This is a genomic window from Actinoalloteichus sp. AHMU CJ021 (genome assembly GCF_002895405.1).
Taxonomy (GTDB): Bacteria; Actinomycetota; Actinomycetes; order Mycobacteriales; family Pseudonocardiaceae; genus Actinoalloteichus_B; species Actinoalloteichus_B caeruleus.
In genome coordinates this window covers 3,153,461-3,177,477 of the sequence record NZ_CP025990.1, presented here as the reverse complement: position 1 = coordinate 3,177,477, position 24,017 = coordinate 3,153,461, and the positions used below count along the sequence as shown (strand labels likewise).

The 24,017-nt window shown below is 73.4% G+C and carries 21 protein-coding genes; 3 read left to right on the top strand and 18 right to left on the bottom strand.

The window, feature by feature from the left end; all coding sequences use genetic code 11:
• Positions 1-180 precede the first annotated feature (180 nt).
• From C1701_RS13670 to C1701_RS13655, 4 genes are all read right to left on the bottom strand, one after another.
• Positions 181-1,170 (bottom strand): anti-sigma-D factor RsdA, encoded by a 990-nt coding sequence (locus C1701_RS13670; RefSeq protein ID WP_051712979.1) that lies wholly within the window; start codon positions 1,168-1,170, stop codon positions 181-183.
• Between the two features lies 1 nt (position 1,171).
• Entirely contained in the window at positions 1,172-1,744 is a 573-nt protein-coding gene (locus C1701_RS13665; protein ID WP_026419471.1) for a sigma-70 family RNA polymerase sigma factor, read from the bottom strand.
• A gap of 625 nt (positions 1,745-2,369) precedes the next feature.
• The gene (locus C1701_RS13660) at positions 2,370-2,966 is read right to left on the bottom strand and encodes a response regulator transcription factor (RefSeq protein WP_026419472.1); all 597 of its coding nucleotides are present in this window, start codon (positions 2,964-2,966) and stop codon (positions 2,370-2,372) included.
• Between the two features lie 345 nt (positions 2,967-3,311).
• Entirely contained in the window at positions 3,312-4,361 is a 1,050-nt protein-coding gene (locus C1701_RS13655; protein WP_026419473.1) for a MerR family transcriptional regulator, read from the bottom strand.
• Positions 4,362-4,684: 323 nt separating this feature from the next.
• On the opposite strand from C1701_RS13655, the gene C1701_RS13650 reads away from it, so the two are divergent.
• Complete coding sequence (locus C1701_RS13650) at positions 4,685-4,987, top strand: WhiB family transcriptional regulator (RefSeq protein WP_026065652.1); 303 nt, start codon at positions 4,685-4,687, stop codon at positions 4,985-4,987.
• Positions 4,988-5,080: 93 nt separating this feature from the next.
• Here C1701_RS13650 and groL read toward each other — a convergent pair whose 3' ends face one another.
• The 5 genes from groL to tsaB form a co-directional block, all read right to left on the bottom strand.
• Entirely contained in the window at positions 5,081-6,694 is a 1,614-nt protein-coding gene (groL, locus tag C1701_RS13645) for a chaperonin GroEL (RefSeq protein WP_026419474.1), read from the bottom strand.
• Between the two features lie 133 nt (positions 6,695-6,827).
• Positions 6,828-7,124, bottom strand: a complete 297-nt coding sequence (gene groES / locus C1701_RS13640; RefSeq protein WP_016700712.1) for a co-chaperone GroES — start codon at positions 7,122-7,124, stop codon at positions 6,828-6,830.
• 237 nt (positions 7,125-7,361) lie between these two features.
• Entirely contained in the window at positions 7,362-8,441 is a 1,080-nt protein-coding gene (tsaD, locus tag C1701_RS13635) for a tRNA (adenosine(37)-N6)-threonylcarbamoyltransferase complex transferase subunit TsaD (protein ID WP_103055992.1), read from the bottom strand.
• Positions 8,438-9,013, bottom strand: a complete 576-nt coding sequence (gene rimI, locus C1701_RS13630) for a ribosomal protein S18-alanine N-acetyltransferase (RefSeq protein WP_026419476.1) — start codon at positions 9,011-9,013, stop codon at positions 8,438-8,440. Before rimI ends, tsaD begins: the two co-directional genes overlap by 4 nt.
• Entirely contained in the window at positions 9,010-9,732 is a 723-nt protein-coding gene (gene tsaB / locus C1701_RS13625) for a tRNA (adenosine(37)-N6)-threonylcarbamoyltransferase complex dimerization subunit type 1 TsaB (protein ID WP_103055991.1), read from the bottom strand. The genes rimI and tsaB overlap by 4 nt, the downstream gene beginning before the upstream one ends.
• Before the next feature lie 213 nt (positions 9,733-9,945).
• On the opposite strand from tsaB, the gene C1701_RS13620 reads away from it, so the two are divergent.
• The gene (locus tag C1701_RS13620) at positions 9,946-10,428 is read left to right on the top strand and encodes a hypothetical protein (RefSeq protein WP_103055990.1); all 483 of its coding nucleotides are present in this window, start codon (positions 9,946-9,948) and stop codon (positions 10,426-10,428) included.
• A 424-nt stretch (positions 10,429-10,852) separates the two neighbouring features.
• Here C1701_RS13620 and C1701_RS13615 read toward each other — a convergent pair whose 3' ends face one another.
• The 4 genes from C1701_RS13615 to C1701_RS13600 all read right to left on the bottom strand — a co-directional run bounded on the left by C1701_RS13615 (position 10,853) and on the right by C1701_RS13600 (position 16,258).
• Positions 10,853-12,034 (bottom strand): alpha/beta hydrolase, encoded by a 1,182-nt coding sequence (locus C1701_RS13615; RefSeq protein WP_103055989.1) that lies wholly within the window; start codon positions 12,032-12,034, stop codon positions 10,853-10,855.
• A gap of 337 nt (positions 12,035-12,371) precedes the next feature.
• Positions 12,372-13,055 (bottom strand): response regulator, encoded by a 684-nt coding sequence (locus C1701_RS13610; protein ID WP_026419478.1) that lies wholly within the window; start codon positions 13,053-13,055, stop codon positions 12,372-12,374.
• Entirely contained in the window at positions 13,052-14,323 is a 1,272-nt protein-coding gene (locus C1701_RS13605; RefSeq protein ID WP_337662262.1) for a sensor histidine kinase, read from the bottom strand. Before C1701_RS13605 ends, C1701_RS13610 begins: the two co-directional genes overlap by 4 nt.
• A gap of 420 nt (positions 14,324-14,743) precedes the next feature.
• The gene (locus tag C1701_RS13600; RefSeq protein WP_103055987.1) at positions 14,744-16,258 is read right to left on the bottom strand and encodes an amidohydrolase family protein; all 1,515 of its coding nucleotides are present in this window, start codon (positions 16,256-16,258) and stop codon (positions 14,744-14,746) included.
• A 141-nt stretch (positions 16,259-16,399) separates the two neighbouring features.
• Between C1701_RS13600 and C1701_RS13595 the strand changes: the two genes are divergently transcribed.
• A complete protein-coding gene (locus C1701_RS13595; protein ID WP_035292498.1) occupies positions 16,400-16,900 on the top strand; it encodes a MarR family winged helix-turn-helix transcriptional regulator in 501 nt (166 codons plus the stop codon).
• Positions 16,901-17,410: 510 nt separating this feature from the next.
• On the opposite strand, the gene tsaE is transcribed toward C1701_RS13595, so the two are convergent.
• From tsaE to glmS, 5 genes are all read right to left on the bottom strand, one after another.
• The gene (gene tsaE / locus C1701_RS13590; protein ID WP_051314125.1) at positions 17,411-17,932 is read right to left on the bottom strand and encodes a tRNA (adenosine(37)-N6)-threonylcarbamoyltransferase complex ATPase subunit type 1 TsaE; all 522 of its coding nucleotides are present in this window, start codon (positions 17,930-17,932) and stop codon (positions 17,411-17,413) included.
• A gap of 187 nt (positions 17,933-18,119) precedes the next feature.
• On the bottom strand, positions 18,120-19,208 hold the full coding sequence (locus C1701_RS13580) for an alpha/beta fold hydrolase (RefSeq protein WP_103055985.1): 1,089 nt from the start codon (positions 19,206-19,208) through the stop codon (positions 18,120-18,122).
• The gene (gene alr, locus C1701_RS13575; protein ID WP_103055984.1) at positions 19,205-20,392 is read right to left on the bottom strand and encodes an alanine racemase; all 1,188 of its coding nucleotides are present in this window, start codon (positions 20,390-20,392) and stop codon (positions 19,205-19,207) included. The genes C1701_RS13580 and alr overlap by 4 nt, the downstream gene beginning before the upstream one ends.
• Positions 20,393-20,463: 71 nt before the next feature.
• A complete protein-coding gene (locus C1701_RS13570) occupies positions 20,464-21,939 on the bottom strand; it encodes an NAD(P)H-hydrate dehydratase (RefSeq protein WP_103055983.1) in 1,476 nt (491 codons plus the stop codon).
• 188 nt (positions 21,940-22,127) lie between these two features.
• Positions 22,128-23,999 carry a glutamine--fructose-6-phosphate transaminase (isomerizing) gene (gene glmS, locus C1701_RS13565; protein ID WP_103055982.1) on the bottom strand — a complete coding sequence of 624 codons (1,872 nt, stop codon included), beginning with the start codon at positions 23,997-23,999 and terminating at the stop codon, positions 22,128-22,130.
• Between the last annotated feature and the right edge of the window lie 18 nt (positions 24,000-24,017).

The following is a 24,017-nucleotide window of genomic DNA, read 5'->3' as shown; positions in this document are numbered from 1 at the left end:
CGGCCCCGGAGCGCGAGGCTCCTCCCCGTCAGCCCTCCGGCCGGACCCGCGCCCGGCTGGTCCGGTGCCGGTCGGCCGTCGACCCTCGCGGTCCGCGTGAACGGGCCGGTGGATCGCCACCCGCCCCGGGCACACCAGTGGCCAGTGCCATCGGGTGACACTGGCCACTGGGGAGCGGTCTCAGGAGGTGGCGTCCTCCGGAGAGGCACCGGGGACGATCGAGATCCTGTTGCCCACGCTCGGGCTCTCCTCGTCGCTGCGGGAACCGTCCGGGGCGCTGCTGTCCGTCGGGTCTGGGTCGCTGGCGTCCGGCGGCGAGGACGGAGGCGTCGTCGGTGACGGGTCGGACGGTTCCGGGGCGCTGGGAGTGGTGGTCTCCGGCGTCGTCGTGACGACCGACACCGGCGGCTCTTCCTCCGACGCCGACTCCTCGCTGGATTCGGCGATGTGGGGCGGCGGCTCGTTCCCGCTGGTGTCCCCGCTGCCGGTGGGAGGTCCCCCGTCGCCGTCGTCCGGGTCGTTGAGCTCGCCGAGCAGGCGCTCGTGGAGGGCGAGCAGCGTCGCCTTGTCCTCGCCGGCGCCAATCCCGTCGAAGGACAGCCGCGCCTGTTCCAGCGCCTCCTTCGCCTGCGAGAACTCGCCGGCCCGCAGCGCCGCCTGAGCGAGGTCGAGGTGGCTGCGCGCCGTCGTGGCCGCTTCCACCGACGCGGCCTGCTCCGAGTACAGCACCCTGGTCAGACCCCAGAGCGTGTCGCCGGGACGGGCGTCCCTCGCGGCGACGCCCACCCCGGTGAAGGCGATGGCCAACACCGCGGCCGCGGTGGCCAGTGGCACCAGCATGGGTCGTCGGCGGCGCGTCCCGAGTGAGGTCGGCCACTCGGCCACGGCGGTCTCGATGCTCTCCCGAGAGGTCTCGGGGAGCGGATCGGTGTCGAGGTCCTGGCGCCACGCCATCAGGAGCGCACCCAGCTCCCGCTCGGCGATCGGCTGCCCCGCGACTTCGGTCTCCCCGCGGTTCAACGCGTCGATCAGCGCGTCGTCGTCCTGAACCGCGGCCAGGTCGATGTGCTCCGCACCCTCGTTGATGGACTCCTTCGGGGGCTGGGCGTCGTCCGGGGACCGACGTTGGCGCTCGGCCTCGTCATCACCCTGACCGTCCAGTTCACCCACTTCAGACCACCTCCTCAGTGGCGAGTGTCTTCCTCAGCCGAGCCAGCGCGCGGTGCTGGGCGACCCGAACCGCGCCGGGGGTGGAGTCGACCGCTTCGGCCGTCTCCTCCGCCGACAGGCCGACCACCACCCGCAGCAGGAGGATCTCCCGCTGCTTGGCTGGCAGGACCCGGAGCAGCTGCCCCATCCGCTCGGACAGCTCGTCCTGCATGGCGCGCTGCTCGGGACCCGCCTCACGTTCCGGTGCGTCTGGAACTTCGGAGACGGGCTCCGACTTGTTACGCGCGGCGGAACGGTGGGCGTCGGCGACCTTGTGCGCGGCGATCCCGTACACGAAGGCAAGGAACGGCCGCCCCTGGTCCCGGTAGTTGGGCAAGGCCGTCAGCACGGCGAGACACACCTCCTGAGCCACGTCGTCAGCGGAGGCGAAGGAGCGCTCCTGCCTGCCAACCCTGGCGCGGCAGTACCGCACCACCAGGGGACGAATGGTCGCCAACAGGCGATCGATCGCCTGGCGATCGCCGCGGACGGCGTCGCCGACGACGGCTTCCAGCCCGTCCCCCAAGTTAGTCATCGCAGAAAACAGCCCTGGCGTTACGGTAGGCGAACGTGAATGTCGACAGTGAGTAACCCACGACTCAGCGCGCCGATCGTGTCCACCGTACCGGGGACACTCGTTCGGACCGTGTGCTGGTCGTGATCACCACTCGACTCCTCTTCCCACGTGCAGGTGAGCTCGAACGTCGTAGTGGGCGCCCGGCGTGGGCGGGCCACCAAACCAGCAGTATGGCAAAACTCCGTGACGAGCGGATCAACTGGTGCTTCTCCGAGGCCCCTACCAGGCCATCCGTGAAGAACCTCACACCCGGGCGGAGCAGCGGGACACGCCCGGGGAGCGGGCGCCCCGCCACTGGGCGGCGGCACGCGGGGAGGGGTGCGGGGGCGCCCGCGACGCTCGACCGAGCCGCCGGGAGGACGGGCTCCGGGAACACACCAACGGCGGTGCCGCGTCAGGCGCGAACTCTGCTGGACTGCCGGGGATGGGCATCCTCGTGACACGGCGACCGGGCCGCCGAACCTCGTTCCGGTGTCGCGCCGGAACCCGGGATGCCCCTTTCCACGCGGACGGCTCACGCGGTGGCGCCGGGCATGTCGCTGCCCGGCGCGCCGCCGTCCGCTTTCCGGTGGGGTGCCACCGGTCAGGACACCAGGCCGCGCCGGAATCCGTGCGCGACCGCCTGTGCCCTGTCCCGCACACCCAGCTTGCGGAACAACCGCCGGGCGTGCGTCTTCACGGTGTCCTCCGAGAGGTACAGCTCGCGTCCGATCTGCCCGTTGCTCTTGCCCTGGCTCATCCCCCTGAGCACCTGGAGCTCCCGCTCGGTCAGCTGCACTCCGGGGTCGGAGGGCTGACGAGGAGCGGGAACGGCGGTGCTGGCGAGGGTGTGGGCCAGCGCGGCGACCAGTTCGGGTCGGGAGGCGTCCCACCGGAGGTAACCGCGGGCCCCGCCAGCGATGGCGGCCGCGATGCTGCCGGCGTCGTCCGGGGCACCGAAGACGATGACGTTCGCCTGGGGATGGGCGGCCATCAACCTCCTGGTCGCCTCCACCCCTGTCGGGACCGCGCGCTGGGTGCCGACCAGTACCACGTCGACAGCCTGCCGCGAGAACCGAGCGAGCAGCTCGTCCCCGTGAGCAACGCAGTCGATCCGGCTCACACCGGGGACAGCCGACATCACGCGAGTGAGCCCTTCCCGGACGCTGCGCCGGTCATCGCAGATCAAGACCGTCGTCACGGGAACTCCTTCCTGCAGCCGAGTGACGTTCCACATCCCCTATCGGACGCCGAGCGCCAAACCTTGACCCGATCCGGTACTTAATCCGTCAAGAAATTGCTCCTAACAGTCTGCCCATCCGTTCACCGGATTGGACGAACGTCAGGCTACCTAGTCACACTGACGACGCAGAGGGCGTAAAGCAAGCGTCTTTGCGTGAACAAAGGCCGCCACGGATCTCCCAGTCGGGTGGCGACGATGTCGTAACCGGGTTTTTCGAGTGAAGGCCCCGAGCCCGTCCGAGTGCCTCGACGCGGCGGAGGAGCCGGCGCCGCGCACCGCTCCTCCCCCAACCGCGCGCTGCCCTCAGGAGCCGCCCACCACCCGCTCGACGGCGTCCACCGTCTCCTGGACGCCGCTCACCAACCGGACCCGGGGCGGCAGTGAGGACTCCTCCCACCCCGCGCCACCCGCGAACAGCCGCACCGGCTGCCGGGTCCTCGGCACCGCCGTGAAGAGCTCGGGATCCCCGCAACGGGGCATGGTCGCCCAGACCACCGCCACGGCTGGCGCGGTGCGGCGCACCGCCGCGACCAGCCCGTCCAGCGGCAGGTCCGCGCCGAGGAGCTGGGTCCCGATCCGTCGGGAGGAGAGTTCGGCCGTGATGAGGAAGAGGGGCAGGGCGTCCGGCTCACCCGGCGCTCCCGCCAGCAGCACCGCCCTGGGGTTCCGGGGGGGCTGCGCCCGGGCGATGACCGTGCTCACGGTGCTGATGACACAGGTGGAGAGCAACCGCGACGCCTCGATCCCCTCCCCGGTGTGCTCCCGACGCTCCTGGAGCGCCGCGAGGACCGGCGCCGCGACCTCACGCCACGTCGTGAGCACACCGTCCGACTCGATCCCCTCCAGCAGGAGGCGGTTGACCGACCACAGGTCCATCGCCAGGACCGCCCGTCCCAGCCCTCGTGCCCGCCGCGAGGCACCCGGGAGCCGGAGGCCCTTGCCGCCGACCCTGACCCTTTCGGCGAACTCCGGCACCACGACCTGCCCGGACACCAGCATCGCGCCGGGTCCCGCGCGGTGGTCGGTGGGCGGGGCCGGCGCGGACCGCCGGCTCACGGTGGCGGCCCGGGAGCCTCCGCCAGACCCGGCGGGATCCTCCCGCGCGTCGCGACCGGCGTCCGCCGCGGCCTGGATCGGCAGCGCCGAGGCCAGTGCGTACCGGGCCGCCTCCCGGGGGGAGGCCCCACGCAGCAGGGCGTGCTGCATCAGTTCGAGCCGGGCCAGGTCGAGCGGGCCGTAGCGGCGGTGACGGCCGGCGGTGTGACCGCTCGGGCCCAGCCCGTAGCGGCGGTCCCAGGTCCGCAGGGTCGCCGGTGCCACGCCGAGCCGGCGGGCGACGGCGGCGACCGTCAACAACGGTTCCGGGCTCCTGCTGTCGGCCAGGGTGTCGACCTCACCGACCGGGTCGACCTGGCCGTGATCGCAGTCGTCACCGTCACCAGGGGCTGGCTGCGTCGTCACCGGGCCAACGTCCGTTCACGTGATCTCGATTTCGACCGCCCGCGCGGCCGGTCGTCTGGGTGTCGGAACAAGGATAGCGCCCATAAGTGTGAACAACTTATGGAGCGAATGTCTTGAACAACCATTGAAGCGGTTTTAGCGTAGGTCCCTACACACGGGGGTGTGGGACCGCCGTCGCGGGCGGCGGCCACCAACAGCGGGGAGGCGAGGTCACTATGGCCGATACTCGGCGACTTCCGGGGCCGAACGCGGATCTGTGGGACTGGCAGCTCAAGGGGTCCTGCCGCGGGATGGACAGCGCGTTCTTCTTCCACCCCGACGGGGAGCGGGGGCCGGCACGGGCCAGGCGGGAAGCGCGCGCGAAGGAGGTGTGCCAGAGCTGCCCGGTGATGCAACAGTGCCGGGCGCACGCGTTGGCGGTCCAGGAGCCGTACGGGATCTGGGGAGGGCTCTCGGAGGCGGAACGGATCGCCATCATCAAGGCGAGCAAGCGGCAGCTCGCCGCCGTGGGCGGCTGACGGGGAGGCATCGGACGCTCACGGTGGAAGGGGCGGCGCCCGAGTTGGGCGCCGCCCCTTCACGTTCACCCGAAAGGGTGGTTCGGCCGGAGGTCAGTGGCCGTGACCGTGGCCCGCGGCGCCCGCGGGCTCCTCCTCCTTCTTCTCCACGACGGCGCTCTCGGTGGTGAGCACCATCCTGGCGATGGAGGCGGCGTTGGACACGGCGGACCGGGTCACCTTGACCGGGTCCACGACACCGGCGTCCAGCAGGTCGCGGTACTCCAGCGTGCCAGCGTCGAACCCGTTGCCCCACTCCAGCTCGGACACCTTGGCCACGACGACCGGCCCCTCGAGACCGGCGTTGGCCACGATCCAGTGCAGCGGCGCCGACAGCGCGCGACGAACCGCGCGGACGCCGGTCGCCTCGTCACCGGTCAGGCCGAGGTCACCCTCCAGCTGGTTGCCGGCGTGCACCAGGCTGGCGCCGCCACCGGGGATGACGCCCTCCTCGACGGCCGCCCTGGTGGAGGCGACCGCGTCCTCGATGCGGTGCTTGCGCTCCTTCATCTCGGTCTCGGTGGCCGCCCCGACCTTGATGACCGCGACACCGCCGGACAGCTTGGCCAGCCGCTCCTGCAGCTTCTCCCGGTCCCAGTCGGAGTCGGTGGCGTCGATCTCCCGCCGGATCTGCTCCGCGCGGGCGTCGATGTCGGCCTTGCCGCCACCGCCGTCGACAATCGTGGTGTCGTCCTTGGTCACCGTGACCCGGCGGACCTTGCCCAGGACGTCCAGCCCGGACTCGGACAGCTTCAGGCCGAGCTCGGGCGCGATGACCTTCGCGCCGGTGACGACGGCGAGGTCGTCGAGGAACGCCTTGCGCCGGTCCCCGAAGTACGGCGCCTTCACCGCGACGACCTTGACGGTCTTGCGGATGGCGTTGACGGTCAGCGTGGAGAGCGCCTCACCCTCGACGTCCTCGGCGATGACCAGCAGCGGCTTGCCCGCCTGGACGACCTTCTCCAGCAAGGGCAGGAAGTCGTTGAGCGCGGAGATCTTGTCCCGGTGCAGCAGGACGAGCGCGTCCTCCAGCACGGCCTCCTGCCGCTCCGCGTCGGTGACGAAGTGCGGCGAGACGAAGCCCTTGTCGAACTGGACGCCCTCGGTGACCTCCAGCCACGTGGAGAGCGTGGAGGCCTCCTCGACCGTGATCACGCCGTCCTCGCCGACCCGCTCGATGGCCTCGCCGCACAGCGCGCCGATCGTCTCGTCGCGGGAGGACACGGTGCCCACCTGGGCGATGTTGTCGCGGCCCTTGACCGGGGTGGCCTTGGTCCTGAGGACCTCGACCACGGCGTCGGCCGCGGCCTGGATGCCCCGCCCGAGGGCTGACGGGTTGGCACCGGCGGCGAGGTTGCGCAGCCCCTCCTTGACCAGGGCCTGGGCCAGCACGGTCGCGGTGGTGGTTCCGTCACCCGCGACGTCGTTGGTCTTGGTGGCGACGTTCTTGGCCAGCTGGGCGCCGAGGTTCTCGTAGGGATCCTCCAGCTCGATCTCCCTGGCGATCGTCACACCGTCGTTGGTGACGACCGGGGACCCGAACTTCTTGTCGAGGACCACGTGCCGGCCGCGCGGGCCGAGGGTCACCTTGACGGCGTCGGCGAGCTGGTTGACGCCGCGCTCCAGCGCGCCCCTGGCGTGCTGGTCGAACTTGATCTCTTTGGCCATCGTGGCCTCTTCTCCAAGGTTCTTGACGGGAGCGGGGATCCGGCGGGAACCCCCGGAAGACGCGAAACCGCCCCGGCGCCCCCAGTGGTCCTGGGCCGCCGGGGCGGTGAGGTATCGCCGGTGAACCGGTTTGTCAGTTCACCACGGCCAGCACATCGCGCGCGGAGAGGATCAGGTACTCCTCGCCGTTGTACTTGACCTCGGTACCGCCGTACTTGGAGTAGATGACGACGTCGCCGACAGCCACATCCACGGGGATGCGGTTGCCCTTGTCGTCCACCCGGCCCGGGCCGACGGCCAGAACCTTGCCCTCCTGGGGCTTCTCCTTGGCGGTGTCCGGGATAACGATGCCGGACGCCGTCGTCGTCTCGGCTTCGCTTGCCTGGACGAGGATCTTGTCCTCGAGCGGCTTGACGTTCACGCTCGCCACGGTGTGACCTCCACCTTCTGGGGCCTTCGAAGCGTTGGCAGATTCCGACGGCTCCTGCCGTCCCGTCGTCGCGGGTGCCGGGTGAGGCGGGTGCCGTTTACTCTTGGCACTCTAGCGTTGAGAGTGCTAATTCTCAAGTTCGGGGTGCCCCGAGGGCCCGGAAAACCCGTCCGCCAGGAGCGAAACCGTCAGCTGGTGGCCGACCGGGCGGTACGGCCCCCGTCGCGGCGACGACCGTCATTCCACCACGACCGTCCCCACCGGCAGCGCCGGATCCGCCCCGAAACCCGGGGCTGACGGCGGCGCCCCGGCGGCGACCAGGTGCGCTCCGAGCGCCGCGATCATCGCCCCGTTGTCCGTGCACAGCCGAGGTGGGGGCACCCGGAGCCGGATGCCGGCGCGCGCGCACCGCTCGGCGGCCAACTCGCCGAGCCGGGAGTTGGCGGCGACCCCACCCGAGACCACCAAGGTGTCCACGCCCAGCTCCGCCGCGGCGCGAACGGCCTTGGCCGTGAGCACGTCGGCGACGGCCTCCTGGAAGGACGCGGCGACCGACGCCACGTCGACCGGCTCGCCGGCGGCCCGCCGCCCCTCCACCCACCGGGCCACCGCGGTCTTGAGCCCGGAGAAGGAGAAGTCGTGCCGGCTGTCCCTCGGCCCGGTCAACCCGCGGGGGAAGGCGATCGAGTCCCGCGCGGCCGCACCGGCCGCCCTGGCCAACCGGTCGATGGGTGGGCCGCCCGGGTAGGGGAGGTCGAGCAACCTGGCGACCTTGTCGTACGCCTCGCCGGCGGCGTCGTCGATGGTGGAACCGATCTCACGGACCGAACTCGCCACGTCCTCCACGAGCAGGAGCTGGGTGTGCCCACCGGAGACCAGCAGCGCCAGGCACGGCTTGGGCAGCGGGCCGTGCTCCAGGGCGTCCACCGCCACGTGACCGGCCAGGTGGTTCACCCCGTAGAGCGGCTTGTCCGCCGCGGCCGCGTAGGCCTTGGCCGCCGCCACCCCGACCATCAACGCCCCGGCGAGCCCCGGACCCGCGGTGACGGCGATCGCGTCCACGTCGCGGAGCCGGCAGCCCGCGTCGTCCAGCGCGCGCCGCACCGTGGGGGTCAGCGCCTCCAGGTGGGCCCTGCTCGCGATCTCCGGCACCACACCGCCGAACCTCGCGTGCTGTTCGACGCTGGACGCGACCACGTCGGCCACCAACCGGACCCGCCCGTCGCCGAACACCTCGACGAGGCCGGCTCCGGTCTCGTCGCAGGAGGTCTCGATCCCGAGCACGAGGGCGGAGGCCTCCGCACTGGCTCCGGTCACCGTGGTTCCCCTTCGTCTCGCTCTGGTCCGCCGGTCGGCGCCGCCACCTCGGCGGGTCCCCGCCGCATCGTGTAGGCGTCCGCTCCCGACGGCTGGTAGTAGCGCCGGCGCAGACCGACCCGCACGAAGCCGTGCCGTTCGTACAGCCGGATCGCCGAGTCGTTGTCGGTGCGCACCTCCAGGAAGGTGGGCGCGCGCAGGCTGTCGGCGTGGGCCAGCAGGGACCGCAGCAGCGCGGTTCCCACACCCCTCCCCTGCCAGGCGGGGTCGACGGCGATGGTGTGCACCTCCGCCTCGAGGTCGGGGGAGCGCCCCAGCACCGCGAGCCCGCCGTAACCGACCAGCGGCCCCTCGGTGTCCACCGGCCGCCAGGGACCGGCGGTCCGACCCGCCTTCCCCGCGTCGGCCGGTTCCTGCGGCGCAGCGTACGCGCCGACGTACCGGTGGCCGGCGGCCATCTCGGCCAGGAACGCCCGCTCGCTCCAGGGGTCGTCCCCCGGGAACAACTCCCGCTCGAGCTCGGCGCACCGGCCGGCGTCGATCCGGCGAAGCCGCCTGATCGCCACCGTCATGGCGTGCTCACCCGCTTCGGGGACCGTGGTTCGGCCGCGTCCGGTTGCCGGAGGTAGCGAGGGACGAGCGGGGCGGGCGGCCGCCCGGCGCGCAACTCCGCCGAGGCGGCGGCGACCAGACCGTCGGGCGTGGGGAACGCCGTGCCGAGCAGGGGGAGGCCGAGCTGGTCCGCGAGTTCCGCCATGCCCTCGCCCCGGGCGTCCCCCGGAGGTCTGAGGTTCCCGACGAGGTGCGTCGGACGGGTCGCCGAGGGCATGGCCGCGAGCTGTTCTCGCAGCTCGTCGGGCCGGGCGACACCGGGCCCCTCGACGCGGGCGCCGTCCGAGGTGTGCGCGCTCCAGTACACCTCCCGCCGTCGGGCATCGGAGACCACCAGGAACGGACCAGGGCTCACCACGCCGGCCGCGACGCCGTCCAACGTGCCCACCGGGTGGACCGGCCTGCCGAGCGCGTGTCCCAGGGCCGCCGCGGTGACCATGCCGACCCTCAGCCCGGTGAAGGGCCCCGGGCCGACGCCGCAGACGAGGGCGTCCACCTCCCCGAACTCCACGCCCGCCGCCGTGGCGGCCGCGCGGAGTCTCGGGGTCAGCAACTCGGCGTGGGACCGGGCGGCGAAGACCGGCTCGTCGGCGAGCACGCGGGGCGGCCCGGCGTCCTCGAGTTCGACGACGCCGGAGACGATGGCCGGAGTGGCGGTGTCGATGGCCAGTAGCAGCACGTCCCCGAGCCTACGAGCCGCCGAACGGGCGCGGCCGCCCCGCCCCGCCCACCGAACCTGGGCGGCGGTGAGGAGCAGCGGTGCCGGCGGGTTCTGGTACCCGGCACCGAGCGGTAGCGCACGGTTTCCGCGTACCCCGAGGTGTTTCCCACACCCATGAAATCTGCTTGAGTGGGCATAGAACAGATAACCAACCACGACTGGGGAGGCCACATGACAGGTGGCGGCACGACCGGCCGGACCATGCTCGCTGCGTTACCGCCCGTGCTGGGCGCGGTCCCGGGAATCGCTTTACTGCTGAGTTCCTGGAACGAGCTGCCCGAGGAACTGGCCACCCGGTTCGGAACGGATGGCGTCACCAACTCGATGAGCCGTCCCTCCATGTTGCTGATGATGGTCGGAATGGGGCTGCTGATGGCGATCAGCTTCGGCAGCGTGGTCGCGAAGCCCTTCGGCCGCAGGAAGAAGTCGGGGCTCGGAACCAGGCAAGCGAACAGCCCTCGCTTCACCATCGCCCTTTCCTGGGCGCTCGGCGGGTTGTTCGGGATGGTCTACCCGGTAGTGCTGCGAGCCAACCTCGACGCGGCTGGCTCATCGACGGCGTCACTCCCACCGACCGAGCTGGCACTGTGCGTAGGCGTGGGCCTCGTCGGTGGGCTGCTCGGCTGGTTCCTCGGCCGGGGTGCCCGCCGCTGAACCGAGCTGGTGCTGGGGCTCCGGTCGAGCGGCGTCTCGCCACCCCGCGGGATCGGCCTGTTCCGAGGCCAGTGGCGGGGGGCGCCGACTCGACGGACCGTCCACCGGTCCGTCCCACTCGTTCGAGTGAAGTGCTCAGGATCGAGTTTCCCCGACCGCGCCGGACGACCCTCCTCGGTCAGCGGGCCACCGGCGGCGGGAGCAGCACGGCTCCGTGTCGTCCACCCTGGCGGTCCCGCTCCCCCTGGGCGGACCCCGGCTCCCACACCGGGCTCAGCGGGCTGCGGCCGGTGATCTCCGGCCGAGCCAGCACCCCTCGGCCCTACCGGCGCGAACTCCCTCGAACCCGGCTTCGCACGGACCCGGCGGAGCGGGACGCCAGGGTCGGCCCTGTCGTTTCGGCCCCGTCGTGACGCCCCCGGGGTCAGGGCGCGTCGGGCGTGGTCCGCCCTGGCACCCCGACGCCGTGCGCCACGGTGATCTCCGCGAGCCGCCCCAGGGATTCGGTGCCGGGGACGAAGTAGCCGTCGTGGCCGCTGGCGGTCCCCGTCGGGATGAGGCGGGCACCGAAGGACGGCTCGGTGGGGTCGGTGCCGTGACCGAGCCCTCCGAGGGAGAGGCCCGCCACCCAGCCGATCCAGTCGTCGTCCGCGCGCGTGGCCCAGACCTGGTTCGCCCCGGACAGCTCGGCGGCGGTCTCGGCGCGGAGACCGGGCGACCCGACCGCCACCAACGAGCCGACGTCGAGGTCGCCGCGCCGCGCGGCCAGCGAGCACACCACGCTTCCGTAGCTGTGGCAGACGAGGTGCGCGGTCGGCGGGGTGCCCGCGTCACGCCCCAGGGTGGCGAGGCCGGCGAGCAACCGCTCCAGGCGGACCGCGCCCGCCTCGGCGAGCGTGGCGGTGGCCGCGTCGAGCCCCAGTCCGCGCGGGCTGACGTAGCCGCTCCACGCGATGACGGCCGTCCTGACCTCCGGGTGCCGGGCGCGCTGCTCGGTGAACAGCGCCTCGCCCGCGCGGGCGGCGGACCGCGTCGGGGCCGTCGGCTGGTCGAAGCCGTCGAGGTCGCTGTCGTTGCCGGGAACGAGCACCGTGACCGAGTCCGCGTCCTCCACATCACCGAACACCTCGGCGACCAGGCCCCGCCCTCGGGGGTCGAAGACGAGGAACCGCCGGTCGCCGGCCAGCAGGTCGCGGTAGACCTCGGCGCGGTCGGCCGCCTCGCGTCGCCGCTCCCCGATCAGCTCGCCGTCGGAGGCCCGGGCCTCGACCTCGGAGAGGGCCTGCCGCAGCGCCCGTTCGTTGGCGTCCAGGCGCACGTCGACGGGCACGCCGTCGAGGTTGCCGACCACACCGGGGTGCTCACGCGCCAACCGATCGGTCTCGTCGCCGTCGAGGCGCGCGAAGAACTCCGACACCTCGGAGGGGGTGCCCGCACCCGGCGCTGGTGTCCTGTCGCCGGCCTCGGTGCGCTCGGCCGCCCACTCCACGGTCCCCGGCGGGGGAGCCACCAGGTCCCCGGTAGGGGTGGCGTCGAGCGCGGAGCTCGACCCCACCGCGGCGGCGGCCACCACCATCGTGCCGAACAACGAACGCAGCCGCCCCATCACCAGTTCTCCCGCCGCCGAAGCCGTTCTCGATCTGACAGGGGGAGTGTGCGAACGAGGTGGGTTCGCGGTCGTCACTCCGGAGTCGCCACCTCCGCGTCACACCGGGGAGGGGGATCGCGTCCTCGAGTGCCCCCTGGGGACGAGGTCGGGTGGGTCCCGTCCGCGACGGGAGTGCCCTCGGGCCGGGGCCGCGGGCGTGCCCACGTGCCGACTGCTGGTACCCGACCGGGCCGGCGGAGCACGTCCGCCACACCGAGGAACGACCGGGAGTCGAGGCGCACCGCGCACGGGGGACCGCTGGCCCGTGCGGCGGGCCGGGACCGTCGACCCTGGGCTAGTCGTGCCCTCCGGCCGTCACCAGGCCGCTCTCGTAGGCGAAGACCACGGCCTGCGCCCGGTCCCGCAGGTCGAGTTTGGCGAGGACACGGCCGAAGTGGCTCTTCACGGTCTGCTCCGCCACGACCAGGTGCGCCGCGATCTCCTGGTTGGACAGCCCCCGCGCGACCAGTCGCAGCACCTCCGTCTCCCGTTCGGTCAGCGCGGCGAGCCTGCTCGACGCCCGGGAGACGACGGGACGCCGGCGGGCGAACTCGGCGATCAGTCGGCGGGTGACCGTGGGGGCCAACAACGCGTCTCCCCCGGCGACGACCCGGACGGCGGCGATCAGGTCACTGGCCGGAGCGTCCTTGAGGATGAAACCGCTGGCTCCAGCCCGGAGGGCGTCGTACACGTAGTCGTCGACGTCGAAGGTGGTCAGCATCAGCACCCGGGGCTGGTGCCCGGCCCGGGCGACCCGAACCGGGTCCAGCATGGTGCGAGCGGCCGCCAGGCCGTCCATCACGGGCATCCGGACGTCCATCAGCACCAGGTCCGGGCGAAGCCTGCCGACGAGTGCCACCGCCTCCGCGCCGTCGGAGGCCTCCCCCACCACCTCGACGTCGGGTTGGGCCGCCAGCAACGCGGCGAAACCGGCCCGCACCATGGCCTGGTCGTCGACGATCACGAGTCGCGTGGTCATCCGCGTTCGTCTCCTCCGTCCGGGACGCTTCCTCCCACGGGCAGGCGGGCCACCACCCGGAACCCGCCGCCGGGCAGCGGTCCGGCCTCCAGGTCGCCTCCCAGCGCGTCCACCCGTTGCCGCATGCCCGTCATACCGTGCCCGGTACCGACCCGCTCCAGGGGCGGGCGCCCCGAAGTGCGCGGTGCCTCGTTCGTCACCTCCACGGCCACCCGACCGGACGCGTACGCCAGGTCCACCGTCGTCGCCGCTCCTGGCGCGTGCCGCACCACGTTGCTCAGCGCCTCCTGCACGATCCGGTAGCAGGCCAACTGCACCGTCCCGGGCAGCTCTCGGACCACCTCGTCGGGAAGCGGCCGCAGGGTGACCGGGACACCGCTGCCCCTGGTGAGGTCCGCCAGTTCGGGGAGGGAGTCCAGCGCGGGTTGCGGGGCGCGTGCGGACGACCCCGAGTCGGAACGGAGCACTCCGAGGAGCTGGCGCATCTCGGCGAGCGACCGGCGTGCCGAGGCGGCGATGGAGGCGAACTCCTCGGTGGCCGCGTCGGGGAGGTCCGCGATCCGGTAGGGAGCGGTTTCCGCCTGCACCGTCACCACCGACATGTGGTGCGCCACCACGTCGTGCATCTCCCTGGCGATCCGCGCTCGCTCCTCCAGCACGGTGCGGCGGGCCCGTTCCTCCTCGGCCAGCCGCTGGTGCTCCCGCAGTCGTCGGCGGAGGTCACGGCGCAACGACCAGACGACGCCGACCACCAACAGCACCACGAAGATGACCACCAGCGGAACGAGCGCATCGGGTTGGCGTTCGTCGGGAACGAGCCACGAGATCGCCGCGACGGCGAGCGGCTCCGCCAGCGCGGCGAGGAGCAGCGTCCACCACCGGCAACAGCCCACGAGCACCAGCAGGACCCCGAGGTGGGCTATCAGACCGGCCGCCGGCCACGGCCACGGTTCGCCGCCCGGTGTGGAGACCAGGGCGATCGCCGTTCCGGCCGCCAGGGAGATCGCCCAGGCCGCGACCGGCTGGACCAGGCTCAGCACCAGGGGCAGGGTCTGGAAGGTCTGGAGGGCGACGGCGAGACCGCCGCCGACGGCGTAGTTCTCGGCGAGCTGGATGGCCCCGCTGGGCAGGGTGATCAGGAGGAGGACCAGCAGGGCGAGCCCGACCGTCGCCAGCCGCCAGCCGTGCAGCAGGGCGACCGGGCTGTTCCGGTGCACGGGGAAGCGGAGGTGCGGCGGCTGGCGGTCCGGGGCGGGCGGGGGTGGCACCCGGCCACGCTATGCCGGGCGCCGCCCGGGGCGCATCACCTCGGGGTCCGAGTCGCCCCTCACCCCCTGGTACGACCTCCGGCCCGGCGGCGGCTGGTCGCGGGGGCGGTCGCCGGGACGTGCGGGGGCTTCGGCCCACGCCGGCTCGTCGCCCGGCTCGCGTCCGTGCGCCGCGTGGCGCGGGTGACCGGCGGGCGGTCCGCGACCCGGCCGAGGACAGGGCCGCACCCCCGCGTCTCGACGACGGCCGCCTCGCCGGCGCCCGGTCGACTCCGGCCCGCTCCCTCCGCCGAGGTCACCACCGCCCCCGGCCGGGCGGTGTCCCTCCTCGCTCGACGGCGGGTTCCCGCCACCCCAGCCCGGTCGAGCACGGCGCACACGATCACAGGCGGGCGGGCCGGGAGCGGGCTGGCCGTCCCGTCACCCGTGGCTCGCCGCCTCCCACTCCTGGTCACCGATCTCGGCGCGCAGGTGCTCCAGGGACGCCTCGACCTCGCGCCGGGCGCCCGCGACGTCCACGCCCACCAGCTCGCCCCGGTGCTTGACCACCCGGCCGTTGACCACCACGGTGTCCACGTCGGCACGCCCGGCCTGGAAGACGAGGTGCCCGACGGGGTTGCTGAGCGGGCTCATGACGGTGGTGTCGGTCCGCAGCAGCACGAGGTCGGCCAGCTTGCCCGGGGTGATCGAGCCGATCTCGGCCTCCATCCCGAGCGCCCGGGCACCCCCCATCGTCGCCCACTCCAGCACCTCGGCGGAACGCAGGGCGTTCGACTGGAGCACCTCGCCGCGCTCGTGGGCGCGGAGGTGCGCCAGGCCGCGGTCCGCGTTGAGGGTGGCGCGCATGGCGGAGAACATGTCCCCGCTCCACCAGACCACCGTGTCCATCGACAGGGACATCCGGACACCGAACTCCCGGGCGCGGTGGCTCGGCGGGTAGCCCTGCCCCGCGTTCAGCTCGCTCTCGGCCGCGATGCTCAGGAAGGCTCCGGCGTCGGCGAGCCGCCGGTACCCGTCCTCGCCGTAGGCGCCACCGTGCACGAGGGTGATGTCCGGGGAGAGGAAGCCGTTGTCGGCGAGGAAGGTGATGGTCTCGTCGGCCGCGTAACCGACGATCCCGCCGTGCGAGGTCCACTGGAGGCCCCGGTCCCTGGCGAAGCGCAGGGCGGGGAGCAGTTCCTCGTCCGGGGGCACGATGTCGTAGGCGATCTGCGGGGTGACCAACTGGTCCCTGCTGGGGAACCTGCTGTCCAGCAGGCGGTCGACCTCGCCGCCGTGGATCCAGCCCGCCGAGTCGGCGAAGGCGTTGCCGATGCCGAACCTGGCGCGGGCGGGCACGGCGAGCAGTCCGTCCACGGCGGCGTCGGCGTGCTCGGGGGTCCGCAGGTTGTGGGACCAGTCCAGGACGGTCGTCACCCCCGCGTCGAGTGCCTCGACCATGCCCATCCGGTTGCCAGCCGCGAGGTCCTCCGGCCGGTAGGCGAGCCCCCAGCGGCCGAACATCCGCTCCATGTACTCGGCGAGGGTCCACTCCACCCCCACCCCCCGCAACGCCGTCTGCCACACGTGCCGGTGGGTGTCGACGAACCCCGGGGTGAGCAGCCCGCCGCCGGTCTCGACGACGGCGGTGCCCGGTGGCGTGGGCAGCGCGTGGCCCACCGCCTCGATCCTCGTCCCCACGACCAGCACGTCCGCGTCGGCCAGCACACCGAGTTCGTCGTCCATCGTGACCACGGTGGCGCCGCGGAGGACGATCGGGCGGCCCGGGCGGAACCGTTCGGCCGCCGGAGGTTCGACGGCGTGCGCGGTGGCGGCCCCGCCCACCACGGCCGCGCCCGTCGCCACGCCCGCCACGCCCGCCGCGGCGGCCGCGCCTCCGAGCAGCGACCTCCTGCTGACCTGGTTCGAGCGCCGGCCATCCCGCTGGTCCCGCATGCGTCCGCCTCTCCTCGTCCTGGTGCGCGGCCGCGCGCCCACGCGGCCGGCGGTGGCTCGTGGTGGTGATCGTGATCCGAACCTAGGAGCCGCCGAGATGACATGTCAACTGACCTCGACGCCGCTGCCTAGGATGCGGTGATGTCGAACGAGGAGTGGTTGGACGAGCGGGAGCAACGGGCCTGGCGGGGCTTCTACACGATGCAGCGACACCTCCGCCGCCGGCTCAACCAGCGCCTCCAGCGGCATTCCGGCCTCTCCGAGGCCGACTACGCCGTGCTGGTGGCCCTGTCCGAGGCGCCGGGAGGTCGGCTGCGGGCCTTCCAGCTCGCGACGGTCACCCAGTGGGAGAAGAGCCGGTTGCACCACCAGCTCGGGCGGATGGTGGACCGGGGCCTGGTCGTGCGAGAGCCCTGCCCCGAACACCCCAGGGGCTCCGTGGTCGCTCTCAGCGAGGCCGGCAGGGACGCCATCGTGTCGGCGGCGCCGCTGCACGTGGCCGACGTGCGACGGCACTTCGTCGACCTGCTGACTCCCGCGCAGCTCGACGCCGTGGCCGAGATCTCCGAAACCGTCCTCGCCGTGCTGGACGGGGCGCCCGACGAGGGCGCCGACCCCCTGCCCGCCACCGAGCGGGGGTGAGGCCGAGGTCCGGGCCGCCCCGCGAGCGGAACGCCGGACGGCCGACCGGCTCGGCGGTCCCGCCGCCCGCGCCCCCGGGACCCGCGCCCAGTGCTCCGGTCGATCGTGGGCGTGGGTGCTCGACGGCGGCGCACCCGCCCCTGGGTGACTCCTGCGACCGGTCGTCAGCCCGCACCGGAGGCAGATGCGCCCATCGCACCGCCCCTGCGCACGCGGAGGTCGATTCCGGCGGTCAGAACGCCGTCCCCGAGCCCCCGGCACCGCCGCCCGAGTTGGACGTCCTCGGCGCGTGCCACCGGCCAGCCCCCGCCGGCCCGGCGTGTCGCACGCACCCCACCCGGACCTCGACGGCCCGGGGCGCCCCCACGGCCCGGGCTTCACGACGACCCCGAGGACGCCAGGGCAGCCCGAGACGACAACCGCCGGCAGGGCGGAGCCGCGGCGTCAACCGGGGCGCGTCCACCCCGGCCGCCCATCCGACCGCGCCCCCGGGACACGGGGTACCGGGAGTCAGCTCCGCTGGCCGCTGCCGTCGGGCGGATTCAGGTCGGCCAGCCGACGCTGCCAGCTCTCCCCGTGCGGGACCAGCGTGGCCAGTCGGACGTCGTCGTCCCGCCGCCGCAGCCGCACCAGCAGGTGCTCCTCGGCGAGCTGCTCCGCCGTCCCGGCGCCCCACTCCACGACGACGAGGCTGTCGGAGAGGTCGCTGACGAGGTCCAGGTCCTCCAGCTCGGCGAGCCCTCCCAGCCGGTAGGCGTCGACGTGGACCAGCTGCACCCCGCGTCCCTCGGGGGTCGGGCGGTGCACCCTGGCGATGACGAACGTCGGCGAGGTGACCCGGCCCGTCACCCCGAGGGCCGCCGCGACGCCACGGGCGAACACGGTCTTGCCGGCGCCCAGCGGCCCGTCGAGCAGGATCAGGTCGCCGGCCAGCGCCACCTCGCCGACGCGTCGCCCCAGCCGCTCGGTGTCCTCGGGCGTGGGCAGGTCGACCGACCAGTGGCCGGTCCGTGTCCCCGTCGTGTCGCTCATCAGCCTTCCCGTGCCTCGTGCTGGTCGAGAGGTGTGCCCGTCCCGTACCGGTGGTGGGCCCACGCCCGGGCCGGCCGGTCGTGGTCGGCGATCCGGTGGAACCCACCATGCCGCCGTGGTGAACGCCGCGCCAGCGATGTCCCCCGTTCCAACAGCCACCGGGTCCCGGGACCCCACCGCGCCCGGGTCACCGACCGCTCCGCTGCCGGCCGCGGTGCGACTCCCGGTTCTCCACCACCCGGCGGATCAACCCGCGCAACGCCTCGGTGGTCAGGTCGGAGCGCTCCAACATGACCATGTGGCCGGCACCGGCGACGCTGACGAACTCGGCGTCCGGCAGTTCCGCGGCGATGATCTCCGAGTGGGAGAAGGGCGTCACCCGGTCGGCGTCCCCGGCCAGCACGAGGGTCTCGCAGTGCGCCAGGCCGCCGAGGGCCGCCACCCGGTCGTGGGTGGTGAAGGTGTCCACGAAGTCGGCGAACACCCGCATCGGCGTCGCCTGGATCATGTCGTACATCAGGTTCACCAGCGCGGGGTCCACCGACTTGTCGCCGAAGGCCACCGCGCGGGTCGCTCCCCAGGTGAGGTGGTTGCCGGCCCGACGGGCCGCCTCCAACAGCTCGGGCTGCCAGTCGGCGAACCTCCCGAGGCCCCGGGTCACCGGGTTGCGGCGGGAGAGCAAGGTCCTCGGCAGGCCGCTCTTGCCCACGTCCCCGGCCGCGGTGCCCACCAGGGCCACCCCCCTGACCAGTTCCCCGAAGAGTTCCGGTTGCTGTTCGGCCAGGGCCATCACCGTCATGCCGCCCATCGAGTGGCCCACCAGGACCACCGGACCGGTGGGCGCCGCGACCCGCAGCACCGCGGCCAGGTCCCTGCCCAGCTGCTCGATGGTGGCGGAGTCTCGGCGACCCCGGCCGGAGCGGCCGTGGCTGCGCTGGTCGTAGAGCACCAGCCGCACCCTCGGTGACTCCGACTCCGGCAGGTCCCGCCGCTGGAAGTGCCAACACCGGCGGTCGACCACGTACCCGTGCACGAGGACCACGGTGACCTCGGCCCCGCCACCGACCGGGTCGATCTCCTCGACCGCCAGTGGCAGCCCGTCGTCGGCGGCGACGGTGTACTCGCGGTCGGCCGGCGACACCCCGAGCTCGGCGAGCTCACCGCGTTCCCGCAACGCGGCGAACCTGGCGCTCTGGGCGGCGGCGCCCACCACCGCACCGCCGAGGGCGGCACCGATCACGCCGCCGACCATGCCGACCACCTGCCAGGGCCTCACCGGCGACGCTCCTCGCGGACGGCCCGCACCGGGTGCGGGGCGCCGGTGACCTCGAACCGGTGGCCTCGCGGCCGGTACATCCCGGTCACGATCTCGTAGTTGATGGTGCCGATGGCGTCCGCCCACTCACTCGCGGTGGGTTCTCCGTGGTCCCCCGGCCCGAAGAGCACCACCTCGGTTCCCTCGGACACCGCGTCGTCACCGCAGTCGACCACGAACTGGTCCATGCAGACCCGACCCGCGATGGGGCGACGTCTGCCGGCCAGCCACACCGACATCCGCCCGGAGATCGCCCTGGGCACGCCGTCGGCGTACCCGACCGGGACGAGGGCCAGCGTCGTGTCCCGCTCGGCGGTCCACGTGTGCCCGTAGGACACCGACTCCCCGGCCCGGACCCGTTTGACCAGGGCCACCACCGACCGGAAGGTCATCGCCGGCCGCAGCGGAGGTGTCGCGGCCTCGGGCACCGGGTTGAGACCGTAGATCGCGATCCCGGGGCGCACGAGCTCGAAGTGCAGGTCGGGCCGGGTCAACGTCGCTGGGGAGTTCGCCAGGTGCCGGATGGGGTCGAGCCCGGCGGCCCTGGCCGTTCGGTACGCGTCCTGGAACCGTTCCGCCTGGCGGTCGATGGAGGGGTGGTGGGGTTCGTCCGCGCAGGCGAGGTGCGACCAGACGGCCACGACCCGGACCAGGCCCGCGCGTTCGGCGTCCGCCGCCGCGCCCACGAGGGCCGGCCAGTCCTCCTCGGTGGCACCACCCCGGGACAACCCGGTGTCGATCTTGAGGTGGATGCGGGCCGCGCCACCCACCTCCGCGGCGGCGGCGATCACCGACCGCAGGGTGTCGAGGGTGGCCACGGACAGGTCGATGTCGGCCCGGACGGCCTCGGTGAACGTCTCCCCGGGCAGGTGCAGCCAGCACAGCACCGGGGCCGTCAGGCCATGCGCCCGCAGGTGCAGGGCCTCGTCCTGGGACCGCACACCCAGCCAGCCAGCCCCACCGCGCAGGGCCGCCCGCGCCGCCGCGACCGCGCCGTGCCCGTACCCGTCGGCCTTGACCACGGCCATGGTCCCGGCGCCCGACCGGGCCGCGATGGCGACCAGCAACTCGACGTTGTGCTGGATGGCCGTCGTGTCCACCACCACGTCCGCCCGGGACAGTGGCGCGTCCTGTTCTGCGCTCATGACGACTCCATGGTGTCACGACGAGGAGCCGGGTCCCGGCAGGCGGGCCGGGTTCGGGGCGACCGCTGGTGTCACGGCAGCAGTCCGGCGGAACGCCGCAGCACCCGGATCGCCTCGGACACCGAGGGGACCAGCGCGGACGCCCCGATCGGCGCTCCTCGCGCCGCGAGTTCCCCGGCCAGTTCGTGGGCGCTGGCCGCCCAGGCGGCGGCGAGCGCCGGTTCCGCCCCCGAGGCCAGCAGGGCACCGATCATCCCGGTCAGCACGTCCCCCGACCCCGCGGTCGAGACCCAGGACGAGGTCGAGCGGTTCACCAGGACGTGGCCGTCCGGGTCCGCGACGACCGTGGTGTTCCCCTTGAGCAGGACCACGCAGCGGAACCGGCGCGCAGCCCGGCGGACGGCGTCCACCCGGTCCGTGCCGACCTCGCCGACCAGGCGGGTGAACTCGCCCTCGTGCGGGGTCAGGACCCACGTCGTGTCGGGGTCGTGGAGGTCCCACAGTTCCTCGTGCCGCGCCAGGAGCGTGATCGCGTCGGCGTCCAGGCACGTCGGCAGCCCCGCCGCGAGGACCTGTTCCAACACCCTCCGCCCGGTCTCACCGACCCCGATGCCCGGTCCGGCGGCCCAGGCCTGCACCCGCCCCGCGTCCTCCACCGACCCGGTGACCACCACCTCCGGCCAGGTGGAACGCACGGCGTCCGCGGCCGGTCCGGCGTAGCGCACCATGCCCGAGGTCGCCGCGACGGCCGCTCCCGTCGCCAGCACCGCCGCCCCGGGGAACACCGAGGAGCCGGCGGCCACCCCGACGACGCCCTGCGTGTACTTGTCGTCGGCCGGCCCGGGCACCGGCCAGCCCAGCCCCACGTCGTGCCGGTCGAGCGCCCGGAGGTCCGGCTCACCCAGCTCCGGGCCGAGACCGATGTCGACGACCCGCAGCTCCCCGACGTGTTCGCTTCCCGGGCCGAGGAGGTGCAGGGGTTTGCGCGCACCGAAGGTGACGGTGGCGGTGGCCCGCACCGCGGGCCCGGGCACCGCTCCGGTGTCCGGGTCGACGCCGCTGGGGAGGTCGACCGCGAGGACCGGGCAGGACAGCCGCGAGACCACCTCGGCGGCGACCGGTCGCAACGGCCCGGACGCGGAGATCCCGACGATCCCGTCCACCGCCAGATCGGCGGCGGCCAGGCGGGGGGCCACGGCGGTCACCTCGTCGTGGTCCCCGACCTCCACCACTCGGCCGCCGGTCCGGCGCAGGGCGGCCAGCCCTTCCGGGTGGGCCCGGCCGGGAGCCAGCAGCAGCGCCGTGACGTCCACCCCACGGCGGCGGAGGAAGGCGCCGGCCCACAGCGCGTCCCCGCCGTTGTTGCCCGCACCCACGAGGAGCACGACACGTCGACCGCTGGTACCTCCGGTGTGCGCCCGCAACATCACGGCCGCCTCCACCGCGACCCCGTACGCCGCGCGCCGCATCAGCCGGGCGGACGGCACCCGGCGCAGCAACCGGTCCTCGGCGTCCCGAACCCGCGTCGTCGTCCACGCACCCCGCACTTGCCCTCCCGCTGGCCGCAGTTCGGCGGACCGGACGGCCCGGCCGAGGTGGGGGAGCGCCCCCGTGGACCGCCCCGGTCGGGGGCTACCCGCGCACCACCGTCCTCACCCACCGCGTCCAGCCTCGCGCAGGGCGAGGGGATCGGGCCAGCCCCGCCGGGCGCCCCCGCGACCCACCGAGCGCGAGGTCACTCCACGGTGACCGACTTCGCGAGGTTGCGGGGCTTGTCGACGTCGTACCCCTTGGCGCGGGCGATCTCCGCCGCCAGCACCTGGAGCGGGATCGTCGACACCAACGGCTGGAGGAGGGTCGGCACGGCCGGGATCTCGATGAGGTGGTCGGCGAAGGGGCGCACGGTGTCGTCGCCCTCCTCCGCGATGACGATCGTGCGCGCCCCCCGCGCCTGGATCTCGCGGATGTTCGACAGCAGCTTCGAGTGCAGCACCGCCCGCCCCTTGGGGGAGGGCATGACCACGACGACGGGAAGCCCCTCCTCGATCAGGGCGATGGGGCCGTGCTTCAGTTCCCCGGCCGCGAAGCCCTCCGCGTGCATGTAGGCGAGTTCCTTGAGCTTGAGCGCGCCCTCCAGGGCCACCGGGTAGCCGACGTGCCTCCCGAGGAAGAGGACGGCCTTCGCGGTGGCCAGGTCCCGCGCCAGCTCCCGCACCTGGGGAGCGGTGCCCAGCACCGTGGACACCGCCTGGGGCATGGCCTCCAGCTCCGCGAACTCCCGCGCGACCTCGTCCGGGTACTTGGTCCCGCGTGCCGAGGCCAGGGCCAGACCCACGAGGTAGTTGGCGGCGACCTGCGCGAGGAAGGCCTTCGTGGAGGCCACGCCGATCTCCGGGCCCGCGTGCGTGTACAGCACCGCGTCGGACTCCCGGGGGATCTGGGCGCCGTTGGTGTTGCACACCGCGAGCACCCGGGCCTTCTGCTCCCGGGCGTGGCGGATCGCCTCCAGGGTGTCGGCGGTTTCACCCGACTGGGAGACGGCGACGACCAGGGTGTCCCGGTCGAGCACCGGGTCCCGGTAGCGGAACTCGCTGGCCAGCTCGACCTCGACCGGCAAGCGGCACCAGTGCTCGATGGCGTACTTGGCGACCAGCCCGGAGTGGTACGCGGAGCCGCAGGCCACGACGAACACCTTGTCGATGTCGCGGAGGTCCTGGTCGGCGAGCCGCTGCTCGTCCAGCACGACCCTGCCGTCCACGAAGTGGCCGCGCAGGGTGTTGGCGAGCGCCTCGGGCTGCTCCTCGATCTCCTTGAGCATGAAGTACTCGTGGCCGCCCTTCTCGGCGGCGTCCATGTCCCAGTCGACGTGGAAGGGGCGGGTCTCGACGTCCACGCCGTGGAAGTCGGTGACCCGGTACCCCGCGTCGTCGATCTCCACCACCTGGTCCTGGCCCAGCTCGACGGCGTCCCGCGTGTGTTCGATGAAGGCGGCCACGTCGGAGGCCACGAAGGTCTCGCCCTCCCCCACGCCCACCACCAGCGGGGAGGACCGCCGGGCCGCGATGACGCGTCCCGGCACGTCGGCGTGCGTCACGACGAGGGTGAAGGCGCCCTCCAACCGGCGGCAGACGGCGCGGACGCTGGCCGACAGGTCACCCGCCGTGCCGTGGTCGTCGACGCCGTCGTACGCCCTGGCGATGAGGTGCGCGGTCGTCTCGGTGTCGGTGTCACTGGCCAGCTCGACACCGGACCGCTCCAGCTCGGCACGGAGCATGCCGAAGTTCTCGATGATGCCGTTGTGCACCACCGCCACCCGACCGGTGGTGTCGACGTGGGGGTGGGCGTTGCGGTCGGTGGGGGCGCCGTGCGTGGCCCACCGGGTGTGGCCCATGCCGGCGGTCCCGCGCAGGCTGTCCCGCCCGACCTCGTCGAGCCGGGCCTCCAGGTTGCCCAGCTGGCCGGCTCGCCGCTCGACCGCCAGGCCGCCGGCCCCGTCAAGCACCGCGACCCCGGACGAGTCGTAACCGCGGTACTCGAGACGGCGCAAGCCGTCGAGCACCACGTCAAGCGCCTGCTTGTTCCCGACGTATCCCACGATTCCGCACACGCCGAACAGGGTAGCTAG

Coding starts and splice junctions, on each gene's coding strand:
- C1701_RS13665 (WP_026419471.1), bottom strand. CDS start 1,744: ATGACTAACTTGGGGGACGGGCTGGAAGCCGTCGTCGGCGACGCCGTC.
- C1701_RS13650 (WP_026065652.1), top strand. CDS start 4,685: ATGGCCGATACTCGGCGACTTCCGGGGCCGAACGCGGATCTGTGGGAC.
- groL (WP_026419474.1), bottom strand. CDS start 6,694: ATGGCCAAAGAGATCAAGTTCGACCAGCACGCCAGGGGCGCGCTGGAG.
- rimI (WP_026419476.1), bottom strand. CDS start 9,013: ATGACGGTGGCGATCAGGCGGCTTCGCCGGATCGACGCCGGCCGGTGC.
- C1701_RS13620 (WP_103055990.1), top strand. CDS start 9,946: ATGACAGGTGGCGGCACGACCGGCCGGACCATGCTCGCTGCGTTACCG.
- C1701_RS13615 (WP_103055989.1), bottom strand. CDS start 12,034: ATGGGGCGGCTGCGTTCGTTGTTCGGCACGATGGTGGTGGCCGCCGCC.
- C1701_RS13610 (WP_026419478.1), bottom strand. CDS start 13,055: ATGACCACGCGACTCGTGATCGTCGACGACCAGGCCATGGTGCGGGCC.
- C1701_RS13600 (WP_103055987.1), bottom strand. CDS start 16,258: ATGCGGGACCAGCGGGATGGCCGGCGCTCGAACCAGGTCAGCAGGAGG.
- C1701_RS13595 (WP_035292498.1), top strand. CDS start 16,400: ATGTCGAACGAGGAGTGGTTGGACGAGCGGGAGCAACGGGCCTGGCGG.
- tsaE (WP_051314125.1), bottom strand. CDS start 17,932: ATGAGCGACACGACGGGGACACGGACCGGCCACTGGTCGGTCGACCTG.
- alr (WP_103055984.1), bottom strand. CDS start 20,392: ATGAGCGCAGAACAGGACGCGCCACTGTCCCGGGCGGACGTGGTGGTG.